A 20,555-nucleotide genomic window follows, 5' to 3' on the forward strand; every position below is an offset into this window, starting at 1 on the left:
GTTGAGCCCAAATAACCTTTCAAACAAACCTTTACCAATGTAGTCTTTGCTTCCGAAAATTTTTCCAATTAATTTAGCATTAAAATTCTTTCGTTTTAAAGGGAATCTATCATCTACATTGGCTGGAGTAAACACGAAGTCAATAATTTCTCCTTTATGATTAAATACAAGATGAGCTTAAACCCAAAATACCATCCCATAGTTCCCTAGCTTTTATTGCAACATCTTTAAGACTTAATGTTGTTTTTTATCTTTTATAATGGCGTAATTTTAAATTTATAGAATCTATAAATCAGATTACTCTATAATAACCTAAATAATTTATTTTCATAAAAACGGCTAAAGGCTGAGTAAGTTTTTTTGGAAGCACTACAAAACGATTGTAAGAAACACACTTTTGAAACAAATATTTTTCGTTTTTCAATCATGGTTTAAGTAAAAATGATTGAGGTTTCTGTAAGACTTTAAGTGAAATATTACGAGGATAGTTATCACTTTATTATCTGATATTTTAAATGTTCTATTACGTTTTTAACAGTAAAACCATCAGGAATTCTGTTTTTCTTGTAATAATTGCATCATAAATAGTAGAAAATCTGTCCAATTTACTAAAAATTTCAATAGTTATAGCATCAGAAATCAGAAGTATTTTTTTAGTAAGATGTTTAAAATTGACATATTAATAAACTATCTGTGCTACTTTCTCTATATAAAAATCTTAACTTTCTTACATCGAACTCACATTATTATTAACAGATTCAAATTACCTTGGCATTCTATAGTATTGGAGGATACTAAGAATTTTGCGTGAAGAATAGGAGTGAAAAGCCCACAGTGAGGCACGAACGCGGACTTGCATTGAATAGCCTGACCATTTTTATTCTAAAATTTTTGTTGTATAAATGGAGTTTATTTAAAAATGGGCACGCCCAAATTACCTTTATTTTAAACAAAAAACTCACCAATAGTTACATTGATGAGTTTTATATATAATTTTTAATGTATTTACATCGCCACTAAATCGCCAGAAACATCTTTTGATGGTAATTCTGATTTGCCCATTAAAAAAATATCTACTTGTCTTGCTGCTTCTCTACCCTCGGAAATTGCCCAAACAATTAGAGACTGCCCACGACGCATATCGCCAGCCGTAAAAATATTTGGAACATTGGTTTGATACTTTCCGTATTCTGCTTTATAGTTAGAACGAGCATCGGTTTTAAGACCTAACTTATCTGCTAAAGTGCTTTCTGGACCTGTGAAACCTAGGGCTAACAAAGCTAAATCACAAGGCCAAGTTTTTTCAGTACCTGCAATTTCTACCAATTCGGGTCTTTGACCAGGAACCATTTTCCATTCCACGTTTACTGTTTTTAAAGCAATTAGTTTTCCTTGTGCATCTTTTACAAATTCCTTTGTATTGATCAACCAATTACGATCTGCACCCTCTACGTGAGAAGATGACGTTTTTAATTGTAAAGGCCAAAAAGGCCAAGGCGTTGTTGGTGAACGATGCCCAGGAGGTTTTGGCATAATCTCGAAATTAACTACGGATTTAGCACCATGTCTATTTGAAGTACCAATACAATCTGAACCGGTATCTCCACCACCAATAACAATGACGTCTTTGCCTGTTGCCATTATTTGGTTTTTTACCTCTTTACCAAATAAAGCTTTTGTTTGTTGTGTTAAGAAATCCATTGCTTGTACAACACCATCGGCATCGACACCTTGCGTTGGTAAGCTACGTTTTTCTGTAGATCCACCACATAAAACAATGCTATCAAAAGCTTTTAAGTCTTCTACATCATAATTAACACCCACATTTACGTTGGTTTTAAAAATGATTCCTTCTGCTTTTAGTATTGCAATTCTTCTATCAATAATTCCTTTTTCCATTTTGAAATTAGGAATTCCGTATCGTAGCAAACCACCAACTTCATCATCTCTTTCAAAAACAGTAACTGTATGACCAGCTCTGTTTAATTGCTGTGCAGCTGCTAAACCAGACGGACCAGACCCAATAACCGCAATGGTTTTATCTGTTCTTCTTTTAGGAAGTTGTGGTTTTATCCATCCTTCTTTAAAAGCACGCTCAACAATATTTTTCTCGATATTTTCAATAGAAACTGGGTCTTCAATAATACCTAACACACATGCTTGCTCGCAAGGAGCAGGGCATAAGCGGCCTGTAAATTCAGGGAAATTATTTGTAGAATGCAGTATCCACGATGCTTTTTGCCATTCACCTTGATGCACCATGTGATTGAAATCTGGAATTAGATTTCCTAACGGACATCCGCTATGGCAGAAAGGAATTCCGCAATCCATACAACGAGAACCCTGTTTTGTTATTTCTTTTTCAGAAAGAGGCACTGTAAATTCTTGATAATTTTTTACACGATCTATTACCGAAGTGTAGGTTTCATCTTGTCTTTCAAACTCTTTAAATCCTGTTACTTTTCCCATGACATTATGCTAGTGTTAATTCTTCAAACATTGGTTCTTCGGTTTCTAAACGTAGTAACGCTTTCTTGTATTCGGTTGGCATTATTTTTACAAAGTTTTTTAAACTTGCATCCCAATCTGCTACCAATGATTCCCCTTTTTTACTATCTGTGTATAAAACGTGCTTCTCTATTGTTGCTTTTAAATCTGCCGCATCCTCAGTAGAAATTTCTTCAAACTCAATAGTTTCAATATTACAAAGTCCGTTTACAAATTTGTTTTCTGGATCGTATACATAAGCGATTCCGCCGCTCATACCCGCTGCGAAATTTCTACCTGTTTTACCTAAAACAATTACTTTACCACCGGTCATATATTCACAACAGTGATCACCAACGCCTTCAACGACGGCTATTGCACCAGAATTACGAACGGCGAAACGTTCACCTGCAATTCCGTTAATATACGCCTGCCCTTCTACGGCACCGAATAAACAAACATTACCCACGATGATATTATCCTCTGCAATAAAATCTGCTTTTGCTGGTTTCTTGATAATTAATTTAGCTCCGGATAATCCTTTCCCTAAATAATCATTTGTATTCCCTTCTATGGTAAATGTTAATCCATGTGCACCAAATGCACCAAAACTTTGCCCTGCAGAACCTGTAAAATTAATATTTAAAGTATCTTCTGGTAAGCCTAAATGACCATAAATTTTAGAGATTTCATTGCTGATAATTGCACCAAGAGCTCTGTTTGTATTCTTTATTGGATACGAAAGGTTCATTTTTTCTTTTCTATATAAGGCTCTATGAGAATCCTTTAAGATGGTAAAATCTAAAACTTCGTCTAAATTATGTTCTTGTTGTTCTGTATTTCTAACAGGCATTTCTCTATAAGCAGCAGGTCTGTATAAAATACTAGATAAGTCTAAACCTTTTGCTTTGTAATGTTTGATTGCTTTGTTAGAGTTTATTTTATGCGTTTGACCAACCATTTCCGCCAAGGTTCTGAAACCTAACTGCGCCATAATAAGTCTTAATTCTTCGGCAACATAAAAGAAGAAATTAATTACATGCTCTGGAGTTCCTTTAAAGTTTTTACGCAATTCTTTGTCTTGCGTTGCGATACCAACCGGACACGTATTTAAATGACATTTACGCATCATAATACACCCCGAAGCAACTAAAGGCGCCGTTGCGAAACCAAATTCTTCGGCACCTAATAATGCAGCAATGGCAACATCTCTACCTGTTTTTAACTGTCCGTCGCACTCTACAACAATTCTACTTCTTAAGTTATTTAAAACTAAAGTTTGTTGTGCTTCAGCTAAACCAAGTTCCCAAGGTAAGCCTGCATGTTTTAGAGATGTTAAAGGAGAAGCTCCTGTACCACCGTCATAACCAGAAATTAAAACGACATCTGCTTTTGCTTTTGCAACACCCGCAGCGATGGTTCCTACACCAACTTCTGAAACTAATTTTACATTAATTCTTGCTTCACGATTTGCATTTTTTAAATCGAAAATTAGTTGTGCTAAATCTTCAATTGAATAAATATCGTGATGTGGAGGCGGAGAAATCAATCCTACAAAAGGTGTTGAGTTACGCACAGCGGCAATCCAAGGATATACTTTATAGCCGGGTAATTGACCACCTTCGCCAGGTTTAGCACCTTGTGCCATTTTAATTTGAATTTCTTTTGCATTGGTTAAATAGTGAGAAGTTACCCCAAATCTACCCGATGCTACTTGTTTGATCGCAGAATTTCTACTATCGCCATTGATATCTTTTTGAAAACGTTTTCTGTCTTCACCACCTTCACCAGAATTAGATTTACCACCAATTCTGTTCATGGCAATTGCTAAGTTTTCGTGTGCTTCGCGAGAAATCGATCCGTAAGACATTGCGCCCGTTTTAAAACGTTTTACAATTTCTGTCCAATCTTCTACTTCCTCTAAAGGAATTGGATCTAACTTGTCAAACTCAAATAAACCACGAATGGTCATTAAGCTTTCTGCCTGATCATTGATGGCTTTTGCATACACATCATAACTATCTTGATCACTTAATCGAACCGCTTGTTGCAGTTTTGAGATTGTAGTAGGATTGAATAAATGACGTTCACCATTTCTTCTCCATCTATAATCGCCACCAATATTTAAGCTTAAATTTTTATCAATTTGATTATTAGGATACGCTTGTTTATAACGTTGATCAATTTCTTTTTCAACTTCATACAAACCAATACCTTCAATTCTTGATGCTGTATACGGAAAGTATTTTTCTACAAATTGAGAATTAAATCCTACAATTTCGAAAATTTGAGAACCTCTATACGAATGTAATGTAGAGATTCCTATTTTGTTCATCACTTTTAAAATTCCTTTTCCGATTGCTTTATTGAAATTATCAACCGCTTGTTGCTCATTCATATCTGTAATGAAGCCTTCTGTAACTTGCATTCTGATAATTTCATTTACCATATACGGGTTTACAGCACTTGCGCCATACCCAAATAAAGTAGCAAAATGGTGTGGTTCACGTGGTTCTGCAGATTCAATAATAATATCAAAATAAGAACGCTTGCGCAAACGATTTAATTGATGATTTACAAAAGAGCAAGCTAATAAAGCAGGAATCGGAGCCAATTCTTGACTTACACCTCTATCAGAAAGAATAATGATATTCGTTTTTGATGCTAATGCTTTTTCAACTTGAATAATAATTTGATCCAAAGCATCTTCAAGTCCGTTTAAACCTTGTGCTTTTGGATATAAAATATGAATTGTTTCTGCTTTGAAACTCTCTATATCAATACTTCTAATTTTTTCTAAATCGGCATTTGATATTACAGGATTCTGAATTCGTAACTTTCTACAATGTCTGTCTGTAATACTAAATATATTTCTATCTTTTCCTAAATTTAAACTGATGTCCGTTACAATTTCTTCACGAATACCGTCTAAAGGCGGATTGGTAACTTGTGCAAATAACTGCTTAAAGTAGTTAGAAATTAATTGAGGTCTGTCTGATAAAACCGCTAAAGGCGTATCTGTTCCCATAGAGCCCAGAGCTTCTTTACCAACTTGTGCCATTGGTGTAATTACCTCTTGAATATCCTCGAAAGTGTAATTAAATAAGCGCTGACGCGTTTTGATATCAATTGATTCTATTGGGCACGTTTGACTTGTATACGGTACATCTTTTAAATGCAAGCGCGTGTTGTCTAACCATTCTTGATACGGTCTTTCTCTAACAATTTTACTTTTTATTTCTTCATCTTCGATGATTCTTCCTTCATTCATGTCTACCAAGAACATTTTTCCTGGTTCTAAACGACCATGTTTTTTAACATCTTCTGGAGCGATATCAAAAACACCAATTTCGGATGACATGATTAATTTTCCGCTTTTGGTAATTGTATATCTAGAAGGTCTTAATCCATTTCTGTCTAGTAAAGCACCAATATAATCTCCATCCGTAAAAGGCACAGACGCTGGGCCATCCCAAGGTTCCATGATGCAGGCATTGTATTCGTAAAAAGCTTTGCGCTCTTTAGACATTGTGGTGTGTTTTTCCCAAGCTTCAGGAATCATCATCATCATAATTTCTGGTAAAGAACGATCTGTGTGCGTTAATAGCTCCACAACCATATCCATAGAAGCTGAATCTGATTTTCCTGGTAAAATAATTGGAAATAATTTGTCTATCTGCGGACCAAATACATCACTTTTCATGATTTCTTCACGAACACGCATTCTACTTACATTTCCACGTAATGTGTTAATCTCACCATTCTGACACATGTGTCTAAACGGTTGCGCTAACTCCCAAGTTGGCATTGTGTTTGTAGAAAAACGTTGGTGTACTAATGCTAAACGGGTAACTAAATCTATTTCTTGTAAGTCTTTATAATAAGGACCAATATCTTCGGGCATAATAATCCCTTTATAAATAATGGTTGTGATGGATAAACTCGGAACATAAAAATAAATGGATTCAGAAATTTTAGATTTTCTGATCGCATGTTCTGTTATTTTTCTAGCAGCATACAATTTTGCTTTAAAGGTAGCTTCGCTAATTTCTGTTGTTTTGCCAACAAATAATTGTTCGATGTTTGGTTCTGATGCCAAAGCTATTTCACCTAATTGAGTTGAATCGACAGGAACTGTTCTCCAGCCTAAAATAGAAAGGCCTTGTTCTTTTATTTCGTTTTCAAAAGTGGTTTTACAAAAGTTATATTGATTTGATATCTTAGGTAAAAAGACCATACCAACGGCATATTCTCTTTGTTTTGGTAACGTAAAATCACAAACACGTATAAAATAATCATGAGGAATGTCTATTAATAAACCTGCGCCATCTCCTGTCTTGCCATCTGCACTAACACCACCTCTATGTTCTAGTTTTACTAAAATTTCTAGTGCGTCGTGTATAATTTGATTTGTTTTATCTCCGTTTAGATTACAAATAAAACCTGCACCACAATTTTCGTGTTCAAACTCTGGTAAATATAAGCCTTGTTTCTCCATATTATATTCAATTATATTTACAAAGCTATGTATTTTATTGAAGATAATGCAACGTTTTTACTTGTTTAATGTAAGTTTTACGATGAACTGAAAATAGTAGACTTAAAAAATTATTTATCATAATTAAAGCTAGTTTAATTGTGATATTCATAAAAACAAGAAATACACCTTTAAGATTTTAACTTTAAAGGTGTATTTTGTTTAAAACAGTAACTTATGTGTTAATGCTCGTTTAATCTAAAGTCTGGATATGCATCCATACCGTGTTCATGAGCATCTAATCCTTCTAGCTCTTCTTTTTCACTAACTCTAATTCCCATTGTTTTCTTAAGGGTAAAGATGATAATGAATGAACTTCCTACACAGAAAACTGCATAAGACCCAACTCCAATTAATTGGCTAATAAATTGGTCTGCACCTGCAAGGTTTCCAAAAAGACCAACAGCTAAAGTTCCCCAAATTCCACAAACTAAGTGAACTGCAATGGCACCAACAGGATCGTCAAGTTTTAATTTATCAATTAAACTTACTGCAAAAACAATGATTGTTCCTGCAATCGCGCCAATTATAATAGCATCTGTAGGCGACATTTGGTCTGCGCCCGCAGTAATACCAACCAATCCACCAAGAATTCCGTTTAAGAACATTGTTAAATCTAAGTTTTTATACATTATTGTTGAAACAAAGGCAGCAAACACCCCGCCTGCAGCAGCAGCTAAACAAGTTGTAACTAATGTTAAAGAAGTAAGACCTGGGTCTGCAGATAAAACAGATCCACCGTTAAAACCAAACCAACCTAACCAAAGAATTAAAACTCCGGCAGTTGCTAATGGAATGTTATGACCAGGAATAGCCTGTGGTTTGCCATCTTTAAATTTTCCAATACGAGCACCTAATAGGTAAACAGCAACTAAAGCTGCCCATCCACCAACAGAGTGCACTAGCGTAGAACCTGCAAAATCATAGAACCCTAATTGGTCTAAAAATCCGCCACCCCATTTCCAAGAACCTGCTACAGGATATACAAATCCAACATAGATTACTGTAAAAATCATAAAAGGTAAAATTTTCATTCTTTCGGCAACTGCTCCAGAAACGATGGTTGCAGCTGTAGCAGCAAACATTCCTTGAAATAAGAAATCTGTCCAATATGTGTAGCCTTCATTATAAGCTAAATCTAAAGCACCTGCGTCTGTAAGCGGAGAGGATAAACCAAAACCGGCAAAGCCAAAGATTCCGGCAGAGCCATCACCAAAACCAGGATACATTAAGTTGAATCCAACGAAGCAATACAGCAGTAAGCCTATTGTAATGATAAAGATATTTTTAAATAAAATGTTTAAGGTATTTTTCTGTCTTGTTAAACCGATTTCTAAAAATGCAAAACCTAAGTGCATAAAGAAAACCAGTGCTGTACAGATCATCATCCATACATTATTTATTGTAAGTAATTCCATAATAATATTTTGTTGAAGTTTAGTTTAAAGTTTTTCCGCCATTTTCTCCAGTTCTAATTCTGTAGGCATCTTTTATATCGCTAACAAATATTTTTCCATCACCAACATCACCAGTACTAGCAGCTTTGAGGATGGTTTTTATTGTTATCTCTTCGAAATCATCATTTACAACAATTGCTAAATGTCTTCTTTGAATATCACTAGTACTATAGCTTACACCTCTGTAAACGTGTCCTTCTTTTTCGTTGCCTAAACCTGTAACATCCCAGTAAGAGAAAAAGTTTACACCCACTTCATGCAACGCATCTTTTACCGCACGAAACTTTGATTTTCTTATAATCGCTTCTATTTTTTTCATGATTGAAATAAATTTTTAGTTAATAATTGTTTGTTTTAGAAAGAGTAAACAGCAGCCAATAAGAAAGAACTTAAGCCTTTTGCAGGATCAGCACTGTTGTTCATAAAGAAATTATCGGATGATGAGTCTAAACGTATTTCAGGAATAATCGTTAAAGAACCTACTTTGTAGTTTGCTGTTAATGTTGTAGCAAAAACACTAGAATCTGCAACTCCGGTTCCGATAGCGCCAAAATCGCCATCTTCTACAAAATACTCAGCTCTTAAGCCAATTTTGAAAGCTTCTGTAGCGGCATATTGAGGATATAAAGCAACACCTGCAAAACCAGCAGCTTGGTCAGCTTTAAAATACGCAGCATTTAAACCTAAAAAGAAAGAATCAGTTACATCAAAACCACCTGTATAGTCAATTTCATAAGAATCTGGGTTTAATAAGAAATTAAAGAATTGTCCAGAATACCCATATTGCGCTCCGATTGAATATTTACCATCAGGATTAAATTCAGTTGCATCCGTAGGATTCATAACGGCTAACATTAACGAAGATTTTTCTGATAAAGTGAAATCCGCTTTAATTCCTGAATGGCTAAAAGGGCCATAAGAGAATAAATAAGAAGTACTATAGTTAAAGTTTGCGACTGGCGAAATAACTTCGTATCCTAAAAAGGTGTTGAAGTTACCAACGGTAAGTTTTACCTTTTCACTTACATTCCAATAAGCGTATAATTGATTTACCATTTGAGAACTTCCTGTTGGTGATCCAAAAACGGCATCGTTACCTCTTGGTCCGTAAACCAAATCTGCTACAAAGCCTACTTTTTCGCCTTCGTACGCTGCAATTAAATTAATCATACCTAAAGAGAACCCTGGTGCGTTTGCAAAAGAGGAACCAGGAGCAACTTTACTTGCGTCGTTAGCTGCATTTAAATTACCACGAAAATAGGTATCTACACTTCCACTTAAAGTAAAAGTTTTTTCTTCTTCTTGCGCAGTTGCTATAAAGCTACTTGCTACTAATAAGGTTAAAATAATTTTTTTCATAATTAATGGTCTTTTAGTTTTTATTGTTTGTGTTGTTTGAACATGCCAAATGTAAATATTAAATTTAGACTAACAAGGGGGTTCATTTTGTAAAAGAGTCTATTTTAGAATCATACCCATAAAAAAAGGGGGTTAAAATTATCATAAGTATATTTTATAGTTTTTGAAGGGTGTTAAATATTGGGTATGAAAAAAAGTAGTATATAATTTTAGGATATTCATAAAAATGCGACTCTTTTGAAAAAAAATCTAATTAGTGTACCTTTGAAGCATGAAATACTCGCACTCTTACTTGGTTCACATACAGTTTTTAGGATTTCGCTTTTCTGGTTGGCAAAAACAGACAAATGCTAAAACAGTGCACCAAATGGTCGATAAAACGTTAGGATTCGTTTTTGAAAATATCCTTTATAAGTCCATTGGCATTGGTAGAACAGATGCAAGGGTCTCTGCAAACGCTTATTATGTGCAATTATTTACAGATATGCTAGTAGATGAAGTTTTTTTTATGAATTCTATAAATTCTAACTTTTCTTCGGATTTTAAAGCGATTTCTATCAGAAAAGTAGGAACTGATTTTAATATCATAAAAGCCTCAAAGTTGAAAGAATATCATTATTACTTTTCTTTTGGAGATAAAAATCATCCTTTTGCAGCACCTTTTATGACCAATGTTGATGAAAACCTAAATATTGATCTAATGATGAAAGGTGCAAAATTGTTCGAGGGCGAGCATTATTTTCATAAATATTGTACAAAACCTTCGAAGGCAACTATTTTTAAAAGACGCATAGATTGCTGTGAAATTGTGGAGAACACTATTTTAATCGCCAATTTTTTTCCAGAGAAATCGTATGTAGTAAAGGTGAAAGGAAAAGGGTTTTTAAGATATCAGATTCGGTTGATGGTGGCAACGCTCTTTGAATTAGGAAAAGAAAACATCGATTTAGAATTTATAGAAAATTCTTTAAAAGAGAATAATGACCGAAAATCGTTGAGAAATATTGCGCCGGCTTCTAGTTTGCAATTGTTTGCTATTGAACTGGATTTGTAATTTAATGTAAATCCTTAGGTTTTTAAAATCTCAAAAGGTTTGCTTTTAAGTGGTTTGAGATTCCCAAATTATCAATTTTGTTGGCAAGTACTCTTGGGAAAAAGGTTTTAGCTACTATTTACTATTGAGCTGGATTTGTAATGTTACTGTAAGGTTTCAAAAACGGTTAGGTATAAAAAATAGAATAATAGGGGCGTTTTAACAGGCTTTCCACTATATCTTTTTATTTTAAAAAGAAAATAAAAAGGATGCCGTTTCAATCCTTAACGCGAATTGCTATTTTTAAAGCATCTTGCAAGGTCTCTAAAACCTTGTAGGTATAAAAGTAAAAAGCAGATACCTACAGGGTTAAAAATAAATCTTTGTAGGATTTTTATTATGTAATTACCAATATTTAAATGTAAAATTTTAATCGAGCGTATGCCAATTTAAGTATACATTGATGCTAACATAATTAAAGCGAACAATGTTACACTGAGCTTGCCGAAGTGTAGCTTTCGTGAACTAAAAAGTCTTAGACAAGCTCAGACTGACATTCGTTATGATAATTGAAATTAGAGTATAATTTATAGAAATTTTGAGTCCTTATTTATGGTAACAGCAAGACATTAGAAAATTAAATTGGTATCAGGTAAAAAGTAAGCAATTCGTAGATTTCTAAATTATATAACTAGCAAGTAGTTGCGTGAGTGATAGAAATGGCATCCTTTTTTGAGGTACGAAAAAAAGATATAATGGATAGCACGATTTTTGCTTTTCGCAAAAACCCGCCCAAAAGAAAAATCCACCTTTTAAAAAGATGGATTTTTGTAGACTCTATATAAGGTGTACTTTATCCTTTGATAATTCCTCTTGAAATTACAATTTTCTGAATTTCTGATGTTCCTTCGTAAATCTGCGTAATTTTTGCATCACGCATTAAACGCTCTACATGGTAATCTTTTACAAAACCGTTTCCACCGTGAATTTGCACCGCTTCAACCGTATGTTCCATGGCAATTTTACTTGCGTATAGTTTTGCCATTGCAGAAGACATGTCGTAATTGTTACCTTGATCTTTGTCCCAGGCAGCTTTCATAACCATCATTCTTGCAGCTTCAATATCTGTGTGCATGTCTGCTAATTTAAACGCAATTGCTTGATGATTACAAATTTCTGTTCCGAATGCTTTACGCTCTTTCGAGTATTTTAAAGACAATTCGTAGGCACCTGCAGCAATCCCTAAAGCTTGTGCAGCAATCCCTATTCTACCACCAGAAAGTGTTTTCATGGCAAATTTAAATCCGAATCCGTCTTCACCAATTCTGTTTTCTTTTGGCACTTTTACATCGTTAAATTGTAAAGTATGCGTATCAGAACCACGAATTCCTAATTTGTCTTCTTTTGGACCAATATGAAAACCTGGCGTTCCTTTTTCAACAATAAAAGCATTGATTCCTTTATGTCCTTTTTCTCTATCGGTTTGTGCAATTACCAAATAAACGTCTGAACGTCCGCCATTGGTAATCCAGTTTTTTGTTCCGTTAATTAGGTAATGATCTCCTTTATCAATTGCGGTTGTAGCTTGCGAAGTTGCATCCGAACCCGCTTCTGGTTCGCTTAAACAGAATGCGCCAATAAACTCACCTGTTGCTAATTTTGTTAAATATTTTTGTTTTTGCGCTTCACTTGCATACGTTTCTAAACCATAGCAAACTAACGAATTGTTTACAGAAACCATTACAGAAGCAGAGGCGTCAATTTTAGACAATTCTTCCATCACCAAAACATAAGAAATTGCGTCCATGCCGCTTCCTCCGTATTTTGGATCTACCATAATTCCCATAAAGCCTAAATCGCCCATTTTTCTGACCAATTCTTGCGGAAATTCTTGTTTATTATCTCTTTCAATAACACCAGGTAATAATTCGGTTTGCGCAAAATCTCTTGCTGCATCGCGAATCATGATGTGCTCTTCTGTTAAATTAAAATCCATATTTTTTTTTTAGTATTCGAAATTTAAGAATGCAAAGATATCGATTTCGTAACTTATTTTCATAAGACTTTTATTATTTTTACAGATATGAATAAAAATGAAGTTTTTTGTATCGGATTAATGTCTGGGACGTCTTTAGACGGCATCGATTTGGTTTATGTAAAATTTGATAAAAATAAATACAGCGATTTTGAAATTATCTTTGCAGAAACATTTTCGTATACAGATGCATGGAAAAATACATTGCAAAAAGGAATTCACTTTTCTTCGGATGAATTAATTAAGTTGAATCTGGAGTATGGTGCACTTCTGGGAAACGTGCTTCTCAACTTTATAAATACATATAAAATTCAAAAAATTGATTTTATTGCTTCTCACGGCCATACCATTTTACATCAACCGGCAAAGGGAATTACGCTTCAAATTGGAGATGGACAAACGATTGCCAATGCCACAAAGCAAAAAGTTGTGTGCGATTTTAGAACCCAAGATGTGCAATTAGGCGGGCAAGGAGCGCCATTAGTGCCTATTGGTGATGCGTTGCTTTTTTCTGACTTTGAGTATTGTTTAAATTTAGGCGGATTTTCGAATGTTTCATTTCATAAAGATGCGCAAAGAATTGCTTTTGATATTTGCCCTGTAAATATTGTACTTAATTTCTATGCCAATAAATTGGGGTTCGATTTTGATGCATCAGGCACAATTGCATCCCAAGGAAAAATTAATGAAACACTTTTAGAGCGATTAAATTCGCTTGCTTTTTATCAGCAAAAACCACCAAAATCTTTAGGATTAGAATGGGTGCAAGAAGAAATATTTCCTTTAATTGATGCTTTAGAAACAGCTATTTCATCTATCTTAAGAACTTTTGTAGAACATGTTGCTATACAAATTAGCAAAATAATCTATGAGAGTAATTCTGTTTTAATTACAGGCGGAGGCGTTTTTAATTCTTTTTTAATTGAACGAATCGAATATCATTCAAAAACAAGCATTGTATTGGCAGATAAAAAACGCATCAATTTTAAAGAGGCGCTTATTTTTGCTTTTTTAGGGTTGTTAAAGCTTGATAATCAGGTTAATTGCCTAAAGTCTGTTACCGGTGCGCGTAAAAATCATTCATCAGGAGTGGTTTTTTATCCGAAGCTTTAAATAAAAAAATTTGAGCAATCATTTTTTTATGGTAAGTTTGTAAGACAACAATACTAATTAATAATCTTAAAATTTTTAATATGAATCAACTTTAGCTTGTCCCCAGCAGGGGATTTTACTCAAAATAGAAGTATGTATGAAAGCAGAAAAGTTAAATTAATTAAAATAGTAAGATGAAAGAATTATTAAAAATATACGAAAACAAACAACCAGAAATAATCTTTAACTGGAAGGATCCAGAAACAGAAGCAGAAGGTTGGACTGTAATTAACTCTTTAAGAGGTGGTGCTGCCGGTGGTGGCACAAGAATGAGAGCAGGTTTAGATATCAATGAAGTTTTATCGTTAGCCAAAACAATGGAAGTGAAATTTACAGTTTCGGGTCCGGCAATTGGTGGTGCTAAATCTGGAATTAACTTTAATCCTCACGATCCAAGAAAAAAAGGAGTTTTAGAACGTTGGTATAAAGCAGTTGCCCCATTATTAAAAAATTATTACGGAACAGGTGGTGATTTAAATGTTGATGAAATTCATGAAGTAATCCCCATTACCGAAGAAAGTGGTGTTTGGCATCCTCAAGAAGGTGTTTTTAACGGTCACTTTAAACCTACTGAAGCAGATAAAATAAACAGAATTGGCCAATTAAGACACGGTGTAATTAAAGTTTTAGAAGACACTAAATTATCACCTGCAATTCATAGAAAATATACAGTTGCCGATATGATTACTGGTTATGGTGTTGCAGAAGCTGCGCGTCATTACTACGATATTTATGGCGGTACAGTGGTTGGTAAAAAAGCAATTGTGCAAGGTTTTGGAAATGTAGGCTCTGCAGCAGCGTATTATTTAGCGCTAATGGGCGCGAAAGTTGTGGGAATTATTGACAGAGATGGCGGAGTAATTAATGAAAACGGTTTTTCTTTTGAAGAAATAAAAGAGTTGTTTTTAAACAAAAATGGTAATACTTTAGTCGCGGAAAATATGATTCCTTTTAAAGAGATTAATGAGCGAATCTGGAATTTACCCTGTGAGATTTTTGCCCCTTGTGCAGCATCAAGATTGATAAAACAAGAGCAAATAAATCAAATGATTGATGCAGGTTTAGAAGTGATTTCTTGCGGAGCAAATGTTCCTTTTGCAGATAAAGAAATTTTCTTTGGATCAATTATGGAAGATACAGATAGAAAAGTTAGTTTAATTCCTGATTTTATTTCTAATTGCGGAATGGCAAGAGTGTTTGCTTACTTTATGGAAAGAAAAGTTGAGATGACAGACAAAGCTATTTTTGAAGATACATCTAACACAATAAAGAAAGCATTGCAAAGAACTTTTGCAAAAAGTGCCTCAAAAACAAGAATAAGTGAAACGGCGTTTGAAATTGCGCTCAAAGAATTGGTATAAATTAAATATTAAAGAAGTATGGAGTCAGTAATTATTATTGTATTTGTAATGGGTTATTTAGCCATTACTTTAGAGCATAACATAAAATTAGATAAATTAATTCCGGCCTTAATTATGATGGCAGTTTGTTGGGCTCTAGTGGCACTCGGAATTGATAATTTTACGCAGTGGTTTGACTCTAGTAAACATAGTTTGGTTGAAGGTTTTGGCTCTTTAGTGCATGCAGATAAAATGCATTTGGTAGAAGAAACGCTTTTACACCATTTAGGTAAAACTGCAGAAATATTGGTATTTCTTTTAGGAGCGATGACAATTGTAGAAATTATAGATTATTTTGATGGCTTTTCTACAATTAAAAACTTTGTAAAGACCAAAAAGAAGAAAAATATTCTTTGGATTTTTTCAATTTTAGCCTTTATTTTATCAGCAATTATAGACAACCTTACGGCTACTATTGTACTTATTTCAATATTACAAAAAGTTGTTAAAAACAGAGATGAAAGAATTTGGTTTGCAGGTTTGGTTATTATTGCTGCAAATGCAGGTGGAGCATGGTCGCCAATTGGTGATGTTACTACAACAATGCTTTGGATTGGTAAAAAGGTAAGTACTTTAAAACTAATTGAATACTTATTATTACCTTCATTGTTATGTATGATCGTACCAACATTTATAGCTTCTTTTTTACCCGCTTTTAAAGGTGAAATTGATACAGAAGAAGAAGAAACGGCAAAAAGTCCACATAGCGCAAAAATGCTATATTTAGGTTTAGGCGCTATTGTATTTGTACCTATTTTTAAAACGATTACACATTTACCTCCTTATGTTGGTATGATGTTGTCTTTGGCAGTCGTTGCAACTTTTGCAGAAATTTATAGTAAATCTAAATTTTCGATTTCAAGTGTTGATGGCGAACAAGCAGAAGAGCACGCTTTAGCAGCACATCACAGTCCTGTTCATGCCTCTTTATCTAAAATAGAAATGCCAAGTATTTTATTTTTCTTAGGAATTTTAATGGCAGTTGCTGCCCTAGAATCTTTGGGGATTTTATTCAACTTTGCATCTACATTGCAAGAAACAATACCAATGATGGGAACAGAATTACATCACGAAGGAGTTTCTGATTTAGTAATTATGTTATTAGGTGTTGGTTCTGCAGTTATAGATAATGTGCCTTTAGTAGCAGCAAGTTTAGGAATGTTTTCTGAAGGATTAGATAACGAATTATGGCATTTTATAGCGTTCTCTGCAGGTACAGGAGGAAGTATGTTAATTATTGGTTCTGCAGCCGGAGTAGTGGCAATGGGAATGGAAAAAATAGATTTCTTCTGGTATCTAAAAAAAATATCTTGGTTAGCTTTAATAGGTTTTGTGGTTGGTTCTGCAGCATTTATGGTTACAAGAACACTCTTTTAATAAGTGATTTATAAAATAGAAAATGTCATTTTGTATACATACAGAATGGCATTTTTTTTTGTTATTAAATAAGTGAATTCTTTCTTGTTTGAAACAATTTAAAAAGAGATTAGTCGTTATATTTACAGAACTTAAAAAATAGTTGAATGATATCATTTTATCAAGAAAATACGGGGTTGTTAGAAGAAGCTGTTCAAGAAGAAAAAACACTTTCTATTTATAATTTAATTGTAGATGGTGGTTTGGGTGGCCAAATCATAATTGCCATTCTTGTCGTTTTATTGGCGGTTGCCTTATATATTTATTTCGAACGTTTTTTTGCTATTAAATCAGCATCAAAAGTCGATAAGAATTTTATGAATCAGATTAAAGATTATGTTTCTAATGGTAAATTAGAGTCTGCAAACTCTTTGTGTAAAAGCACAGATACGCCAACTGCGAGATTAATTGGAAAAGGAATTTCTAGAATAGGGAAACCTTTAGATGATATTAATACGGCAATTGAAACCGCAGGTAAATTAGAAATTTATCAACTAGAAAAAAATGTAAGTGTGTTAGCAACTATTGCAGGTGTTGCGCCAATGATTGGGTTTTTAGGAACCGTAATTGGGATGATTGTTGCCATACACGCCATTGCAAATGCAGGTGGTCAAATTGATATAAAAATGCTTTCGGACGGATTGTATACAGCAATGACCACAACGGTTGCCGGTTTAATAGTAGGTATTATTGCATACATAACGTACAATCATTTGGTGGTAAGAACTAATAAGGTTGTTTATCAGATGGAGGCAAAGTCAGTAGAGTTTTTAGATTTATTAAACGAACCCGTATAAATGAGTTTTAAAGTTTGTTAGTTAAAAGTTTAGGAAGCTGAACTTTTACTTTGAAAACTTTTAAACTTTAAAAACTATTTAAATGAATTTAAGAGGAAGAAATAAAGTAGATCCAACATTTAATATGTCGTCGATGACGGATATTGTGTTTTTGTTGTTGATATTTTTCATGCTCACATCAACTTTAGTTACCGTAAGTGCAATTGATGTTTTTTTACCAAAAGCGGGCGGAAAAACAGAAAATAATACTTCAGTTGCAGTCTCTATTACAAGGGAATCACTTTTTTATATTGATAAAACGGAAGTAAGTGCATCCGATTTAGAAAGTGAAATTTTAAGAAGCGTAGGTTCAGATAAAAAGAAAACCATCGTAATTAGGGGTGATCAAGATGCGCCTTATAAAAATGTGATGGAAGTAATTGACATTGCAAATAAGAATAAATTAAAAATGATTTTAGCTGTAAAAGGCAAATGACCTTTAGGTCAAGCTGAACTCGTTTCAGCTTTTCAACCTTTTACGATGAAGTATACATATGACAGTTTTAGACACAAAACATAAAAGAAAATCTGCAGCGATCACAGCAATTATATTGTTGCTGATGTTGTTTGCTATTTTTAATTATGGACTAAAATATTTAGATCCACCAGAAGAATATGGTTTGGCAATTAATTTTGGAGATTCCGATGTAGGAAGTGGAGAACCTGTAGAAAATACTAAAAAGGCTTTAAACCAACAAGAGGTTAAAAAAGAAGAAGTTGTAGAAGAGGTAAAAGTAATGCCGAATGATACCAGTAAAGAGGAAGTTGTTACGGATGAAACATCCAAAGAAATTACGGTTGTAGAGAAAAAAGAAGTAAAAAAAGTACCTGTTAAGGAAGTTGTTAAAAAAGAAGTGCCTAAAGAAATCCCAAAACCATCTAAAGAAACTACGGATGCATTAAATAGTTTGTTAAATGGTACTTCGTCTGATGGAAGTCCAAAAGGAGAAGGAGATGATAAAAAAGAAGGTGTAAAAGGCAATGAAAATGGCGACCCGAATTCTAATAAATACTATGGAAATGAAGGAACGGGTTCTGGAGGTAATTACAATCTTGCAGGAAGAAAAGCACTATCAAAACCAATAGAACAACCAGATTGTCAAGAAGAAGGAATCGTGGTTGTTAAAATTACTGTTGATAAAAACGGAAAAGTAATAAGCGCAGTCGCAGGTATTAAAGGCTCTACAAATACTGCTGCTTGCTTACTAAAACCAGCAAAAGAAGCAGCGCTGAGAACTACTTGGAACGCAGATGAAAAAGCACCTGCAAATCAAACGGGTACTATTATTTATAAATTTACGTTAACGAAATAGCGGCTTTTATTCATACGATACCCACTTGTAATTAGTTATTAATTAATAGCAATTTCTTGTATTATTCTGCTAAATTTTATTTAAATTTAAATAAATAATTTATACTTTAGATGACATACCAACATACTTTAGATTGGATGTTTGCGCAGTTACCAATGTTTCAAAGAGAAGGTAAAACGGCATTCAAAAAAGATTTAACCAATATTTTAGCATTTACGAAAGAATTAGACTTTCCTGAGCAGAAATTTAAATCCATTCATGTTGGTGGTACCAACGGAAAAGGTTCTACATCGCATATGTTAGCCTCCATTTTGCAAGAAGCAGGGTATAAAGTGGGTTTGTATACTTCGCCACATTTAAAGAATTTTACAGAGAGAATCAGAATTAACGGCGTTGAAATCTCGAAAAAGAAGGTCAAATTATTTATTGAGACTCACAAAGATTTTTTAGAAAGACAGAAGCTCTCTTTTTTTGAGATGACGGTAGGTTTGGCTTTTGATTATTTTGCGGATGAAAAAGTAGATATCGCAATCATCGAAGTGGGTTTAGGCGGCCGATTAGATTCTACGAACATTATTACTCCAGAGGTTTCTGTGATTACCAACATAGGTTTAGATCATACCCAGTTTTTAGGAGAAACACTACCCGAGATCGCTTTTGAAAAAGCGGGAATTATAAAAAAGAATGTTCCGGTTGTTATAGGAGAGGAGCAAACAGAAGTTAAAAGTGTCTTTTTAAAGAAGGTAGCTGCTTGTGCTGTAAATGTTTCTTTTGCTTCGGATGACCTACAAGAATACACCTCAGATTTGTTGGGCGATTATCAAAAATCAAATACAAAGACAGTTGTTGCCGCCATAAAACTCTTAAAAGGCTATACAATATCTCAAAAACATATTACTGACGGATTGTTGCATGTTGTAGAAAACACCAATTTAAAAGGCAGGTGGCAGGTTTTACAAGAGCATCCAAAAGTTATTTGTGATACCGCACACAATACAGAAGGCCTAAAAATAGTTCTAAATCAGTTGAAAAAAGAAAAAACTAAAAAGTTACATATTGTACTAGGCGTTGTTTCCGATAAGAAGTTAGAAGACATTTTACCGCTGTTCCCAAAGGAGGCAAGCTATTATTTTTGCAAGCCAAACATCCCAAGGGGTCTATCCGAAGTTGTTTTACAAGAAAAAGCGACTGATTTTAATTTATTTGGAAAAAAATATACCTCTGTTAAAAAAGCCTATAAAAGTGCTTTACTAAATGCAAATCAGGAAGATACCATTTATATTGGTGGAAGTACATTTGTGGTTGCTGAAATAATTTAAATAAAACTTCATTTTTATTTTGGTAAAGTCAAAATGTATAGTATATTTGCCACCGCTAAGGGCAATTAGCTCAGTTGGTTCAGAGCATCTCGTTTACACCGAGAGGGTCGGGGGTTCGAATCCCTCATTGCCCACCAAAGCAAAATCCTACTAGAAATAGTAGGATTTTTTTATGCTCAAAACTTCGTGAATAAGTTAAGTGCAAAAGTTC

Annotated in this window: 14 protein-coding genes, 1 tRNA gene and 1 pseudogene; 9 read left to right on the top strand and 7 right to left on the bottom strand. The window is 33.9% G+C overall.

Annotation, left to right across the window (positions count from 1 at the left end):
• The 6 genes and pseudogenes from BTO16_RS18025 to BTO16_RS00030 form a co-directional block, all read right to left on the bottom strand.
• Positions 1–162, bottom strand: a pseudogene (locus BTO16_RS18025) (transposase); the annotation flags it as partial.
• Positions 163–1,005: 843 nt separating this feature from the next.
• Positions 1,006–2,469 carry a glutamate synthase subunit beta gene (locus BTO16_RS00010; RefSeq protein ID WP_105019645.1) on the bottom strand — a complete coding sequence of 488 codons (1,464 nt, stop codon included), beginning with the start codon at positions 2,467–2,469 and terminating at the stop codon, positions 1,006–1,008.
• A gap of 4 nt (positions 2,470–2,473) precedes the next feature.
• Positions 2,474–6,985 (bottom strand): glutamate synthase large subunit, encoded by a 4,512-nt coding sequence (gene gltB, locus BTO16_RS00015; protein ID WP_105019646.1) that lies wholly within the window; start codon positions 6,983–6,985, stop codon positions 2,474–2,476.
• A 221-nt stretch (positions 6,986–7,206) separates the two neighbouring features.
• On the bottom strand, positions 7,207–8,442 hold the full coding sequence (locus tag BTO16_RS00020) for an ammonium transporter (protein WP_105019647.1): 1,236 nt from the start codon (positions 8,440–8,442) through the stop codon (positions 7,207–7,209).
• A gap of 19 nt (positions 8,443–8,461) precedes the next feature.
• Positions 8,462–8,800 carry a P-II family nitrogen regulator gene (locus BTO16_RS00025; protein WP_105019648.1) on the bottom strand — a complete coding sequence of 113 codons (339 nt, stop codon included), beginning with the start codon at positions 8,798–8,800 and terminating at the stop codon, positions 8,462–8,464.
• Positions 8,801–8,835: 35 nt separating this feature from the next.
• The gene (locus BTO16_RS00030) at positions 8,836–9,840 is read right to left on the bottom strand and encodes a porin (protein WP_105019649.1); all 1,005 of its coding nucleotides are present in this window, start codon (positions 9,838–9,840) and stop codon (positions 8,836–8,838) included.
• Between the two features lie 271 nt (positions 9,841–10,111).
• Between BTO16_RS00030 and BTO16_RS00035 the strand changes: the two genes are divergently transcribed.
• Positions 10,112–10,894: a tRNA pseudouridine synthase A gene (locus tag BTO16_RS00035; protein ID WP_105019650.1), complete on the top strand. Its 783-nt coding sequence runs from the start codon at positions 10,112–10,114 to the stop codon at positions 10,892–10,894.
• 832 nt (positions 10,895–11,726) lie between these two features.
• Here the strand turns inward: BTO16_RS00035 and BTO16_RS00040 are convergent.
• The gene (locus tag BTO16_RS00040) at positions 11,727–12,869 is read right to left on the bottom strand and encodes an acyl-CoA dehydrogenase (protein WP_105019651.1); all 1,143 of its coding nucleotides are present in this window, start codon (positions 12,867–12,869) and stop codon (positions 11,727–11,729) included.
• Positions 12,870–12,956: 87 nt separating this feature from the next.
• On the opposite strand from BTO16_RS00040, the gene BTO16_RS00045 reads away from it, so the two are divergent.
• The 8 genes from BTO16_RS00045 (at position 12,957) to BTO16_RS00080 (ending at position 20,481) form a co-directional block, all read left to right on the top strand.
• Positions 12,957–14,021 (top strand): anhydro-N-acetylmuramic acid kinase, encoded by a 1,065-nt coding sequence (locus BTO16_RS00045; protein ID WP_105019652.1) that lies wholly within the window; start codon positions 12,957–12,959, stop codon positions 14,019–14,021.
• Positions 14,022–14,194: 173 nt separating this feature from the next.
• Positions 14,195–15,421 (top strand): Glu/Leu/Phe/Val dehydrogenase dimerization domain-containing protein, encoded by a 1,227-nt coding sequence (locus BTO16_RS00050; RefSeq protein ID WP_105019653.1) that lies wholly within the window; start codon positions 14,195–14,197, stop codon positions 15,419–15,421.
• An 18-nt stretch (positions 15,422–15,439) separates the two neighbouring features.
• Positions 15,440–16,837: a sodium:proton antiporter NhaD gene (gene nhaD, locus BTO16_RS00055; protein WP_105019654.1), complete on the top strand. Its 1,398-nt coding sequence runs from the start codon at positions 15,440–15,442 to the stop codon at positions 16,835–16,837.
• A 146-nt stretch (positions 16,838–16,983) separates the two neighbouring features.
• Positions 16,984–17,673, top strand: a complete 690-nt coding sequence (locus BTO16_RS00060; RefSeq protein WP_105019655.1) for a MotA/TolQ/ExbB proton channel family protein — start codon at positions 16,984–16,986, stop codon at positions 17,671–17,673.
• A gap of 82 nt (positions 17,674–17,755) precedes the next feature.
• Positions 17,756–18,148, top strand: coding sequence for an ExbD/TolR family protein (locus BTO16_RS00065; RefSeq protein ID WP_105019656.1), 393 nt, complete (start codon positions 17,756–17,758; stop codon positions 18,146–18,148).
• Between the two features lie 58 nt (positions 18,149–18,206).
• Complete coding sequence (locus BTO16_RS00070) at positions 18,207–19,025, top strand: energy transducer TonB family protein (protein WP_105019657.1); 819 nt, start codon at positions 18,207–18,209, stop codon at positions 19,023–19,025.
• Positions 19,026–19,135: 110 nt separating this feature from the next.
• Complete coding sequence (locus BTO16_RS00075; RefSeq protein ID WP_105019658.1) at positions 19,136–20,344, top strand: bifunctional folylpolyglutamate synthase/dihydrofolate synthase; 1,209 nt, start codon at positions 19,136–19,138, stop codon at positions 20,342–20,344.
• A gap of 59 nt (positions 20,345–20,403) precedes the next feature.
• Positions 20,404–20,481 (top strand) — tRNA-Val (locus BTO16_RS00080).
• Positions 20,482–20,555 lie beyond the last annotated feature (74 nt).

Source organism: Polaribacter glomeratus (assembly GCF_002954665.1).
Lineage (GTDB): Bacteria > Bacteroidota > Bacteroidia > Flavobacteriales > Flavobacteriaceae > Polaribacter > Polaribacter glomeratus.

Excerpts from the sequence above, each read along its gene's own strand:
- BTO16_RS00010 (WP_105019645.1), bottom strand. The coding sequence starts at position 2,469 with ATGGGAAAAGTAACAGGATTTAAAGAGTTTGAAAGACAAGATGAAACC.
- gltB (WP_105019646.1), bottom strand. The coding sequence starts at position 6,985 with ATGGAGAAACAAGGCTTATATTTACCAGAGTTTGAACACGAAAATTGT.
- BTO16_RS00020 (WP_105019647.1), bottom strand. The coding sequence starts at position 8,442 with ATGGAATTACTTACAATAAATAATGTATGGATGATGATCTGTACAGCA.
- BTO16_RS00025 (WP_105019648.1), bottom strand. The coding sequence starts at position 8,800 with ATGAAAAAAATAGAAGCGATTATAAGAAAATCAAAGTTTCGTGCGGTA.
- BTO16_RS00030 (WP_105019649.1), bottom strand. The coding sequence starts at position 9,840 with ATGAAAAAAATTATTTTAACCTTATTAGTAGCAAGTAGCTTTATAGCA.
- BTO16_RS00035 (WP_105019650.1), top strand. The coding sequence starts at position 10,112 with ATGAAATACTCGCACTCTTACTTGGTTCACATACAGTTTTTAGGATTT.
- BTO16_RS00040 (WP_105019651.1), bottom strand. The coding sequence starts at position 12,869 with ATGGATTTTAATTTAACAGAAGAGCACATCATGATTCGCGATGCAGCA.
- BTO16_RS00045 (WP_105019652.1), top strand. The coding sequence starts at position 12,957 with ATGAATAAAAATGAAGTTTTTTGTATCGGATTAATGTCTGGGACGTCT.
- BTO16_RS00050 (WP_105019653.1), top strand. The coding sequence starts at position 14,195 with ATGAAAGAATTATTAAAAATATACGAAAACAAACAACCAGAAATAATC.
- nhaD (WP_105019654.1), top strand. The coding sequence starts at position 15,440 with ATGGAGTCAGTAATTATTATTGTATTTGTAATGGGTTATTTAGCCATT.
- BTO16_RS00060 (WP_105019655.1), top strand. The coding sequence starts at position 16,984 with ATGATATCATTTTATCAAGAAAATACGGGGTTGTTAGAAGAAGCTGTT.
- BTO16_RS00065 (WP_105019656.1), top strand. The coding sequence starts at position 17,756 with ATGAATTTAAGAGGAAGAAATAAAGTAGATCCAACATTTAATATGTCG.
- BTO16_RS00070 (WP_105019657.1), top strand. The coding sequence starts at position 18,207 with ATGACAGTTTTAGACACAAAACATAAAAGAAAATCTGCAGCGATCACA.
- BTO16_RS00075 (WP_105019658.1), top strand. The coding sequence starts at position 19,136 with ATGACATACCAACATACTTTAGATTGGATGTTTGCGCAGTTACCAATG.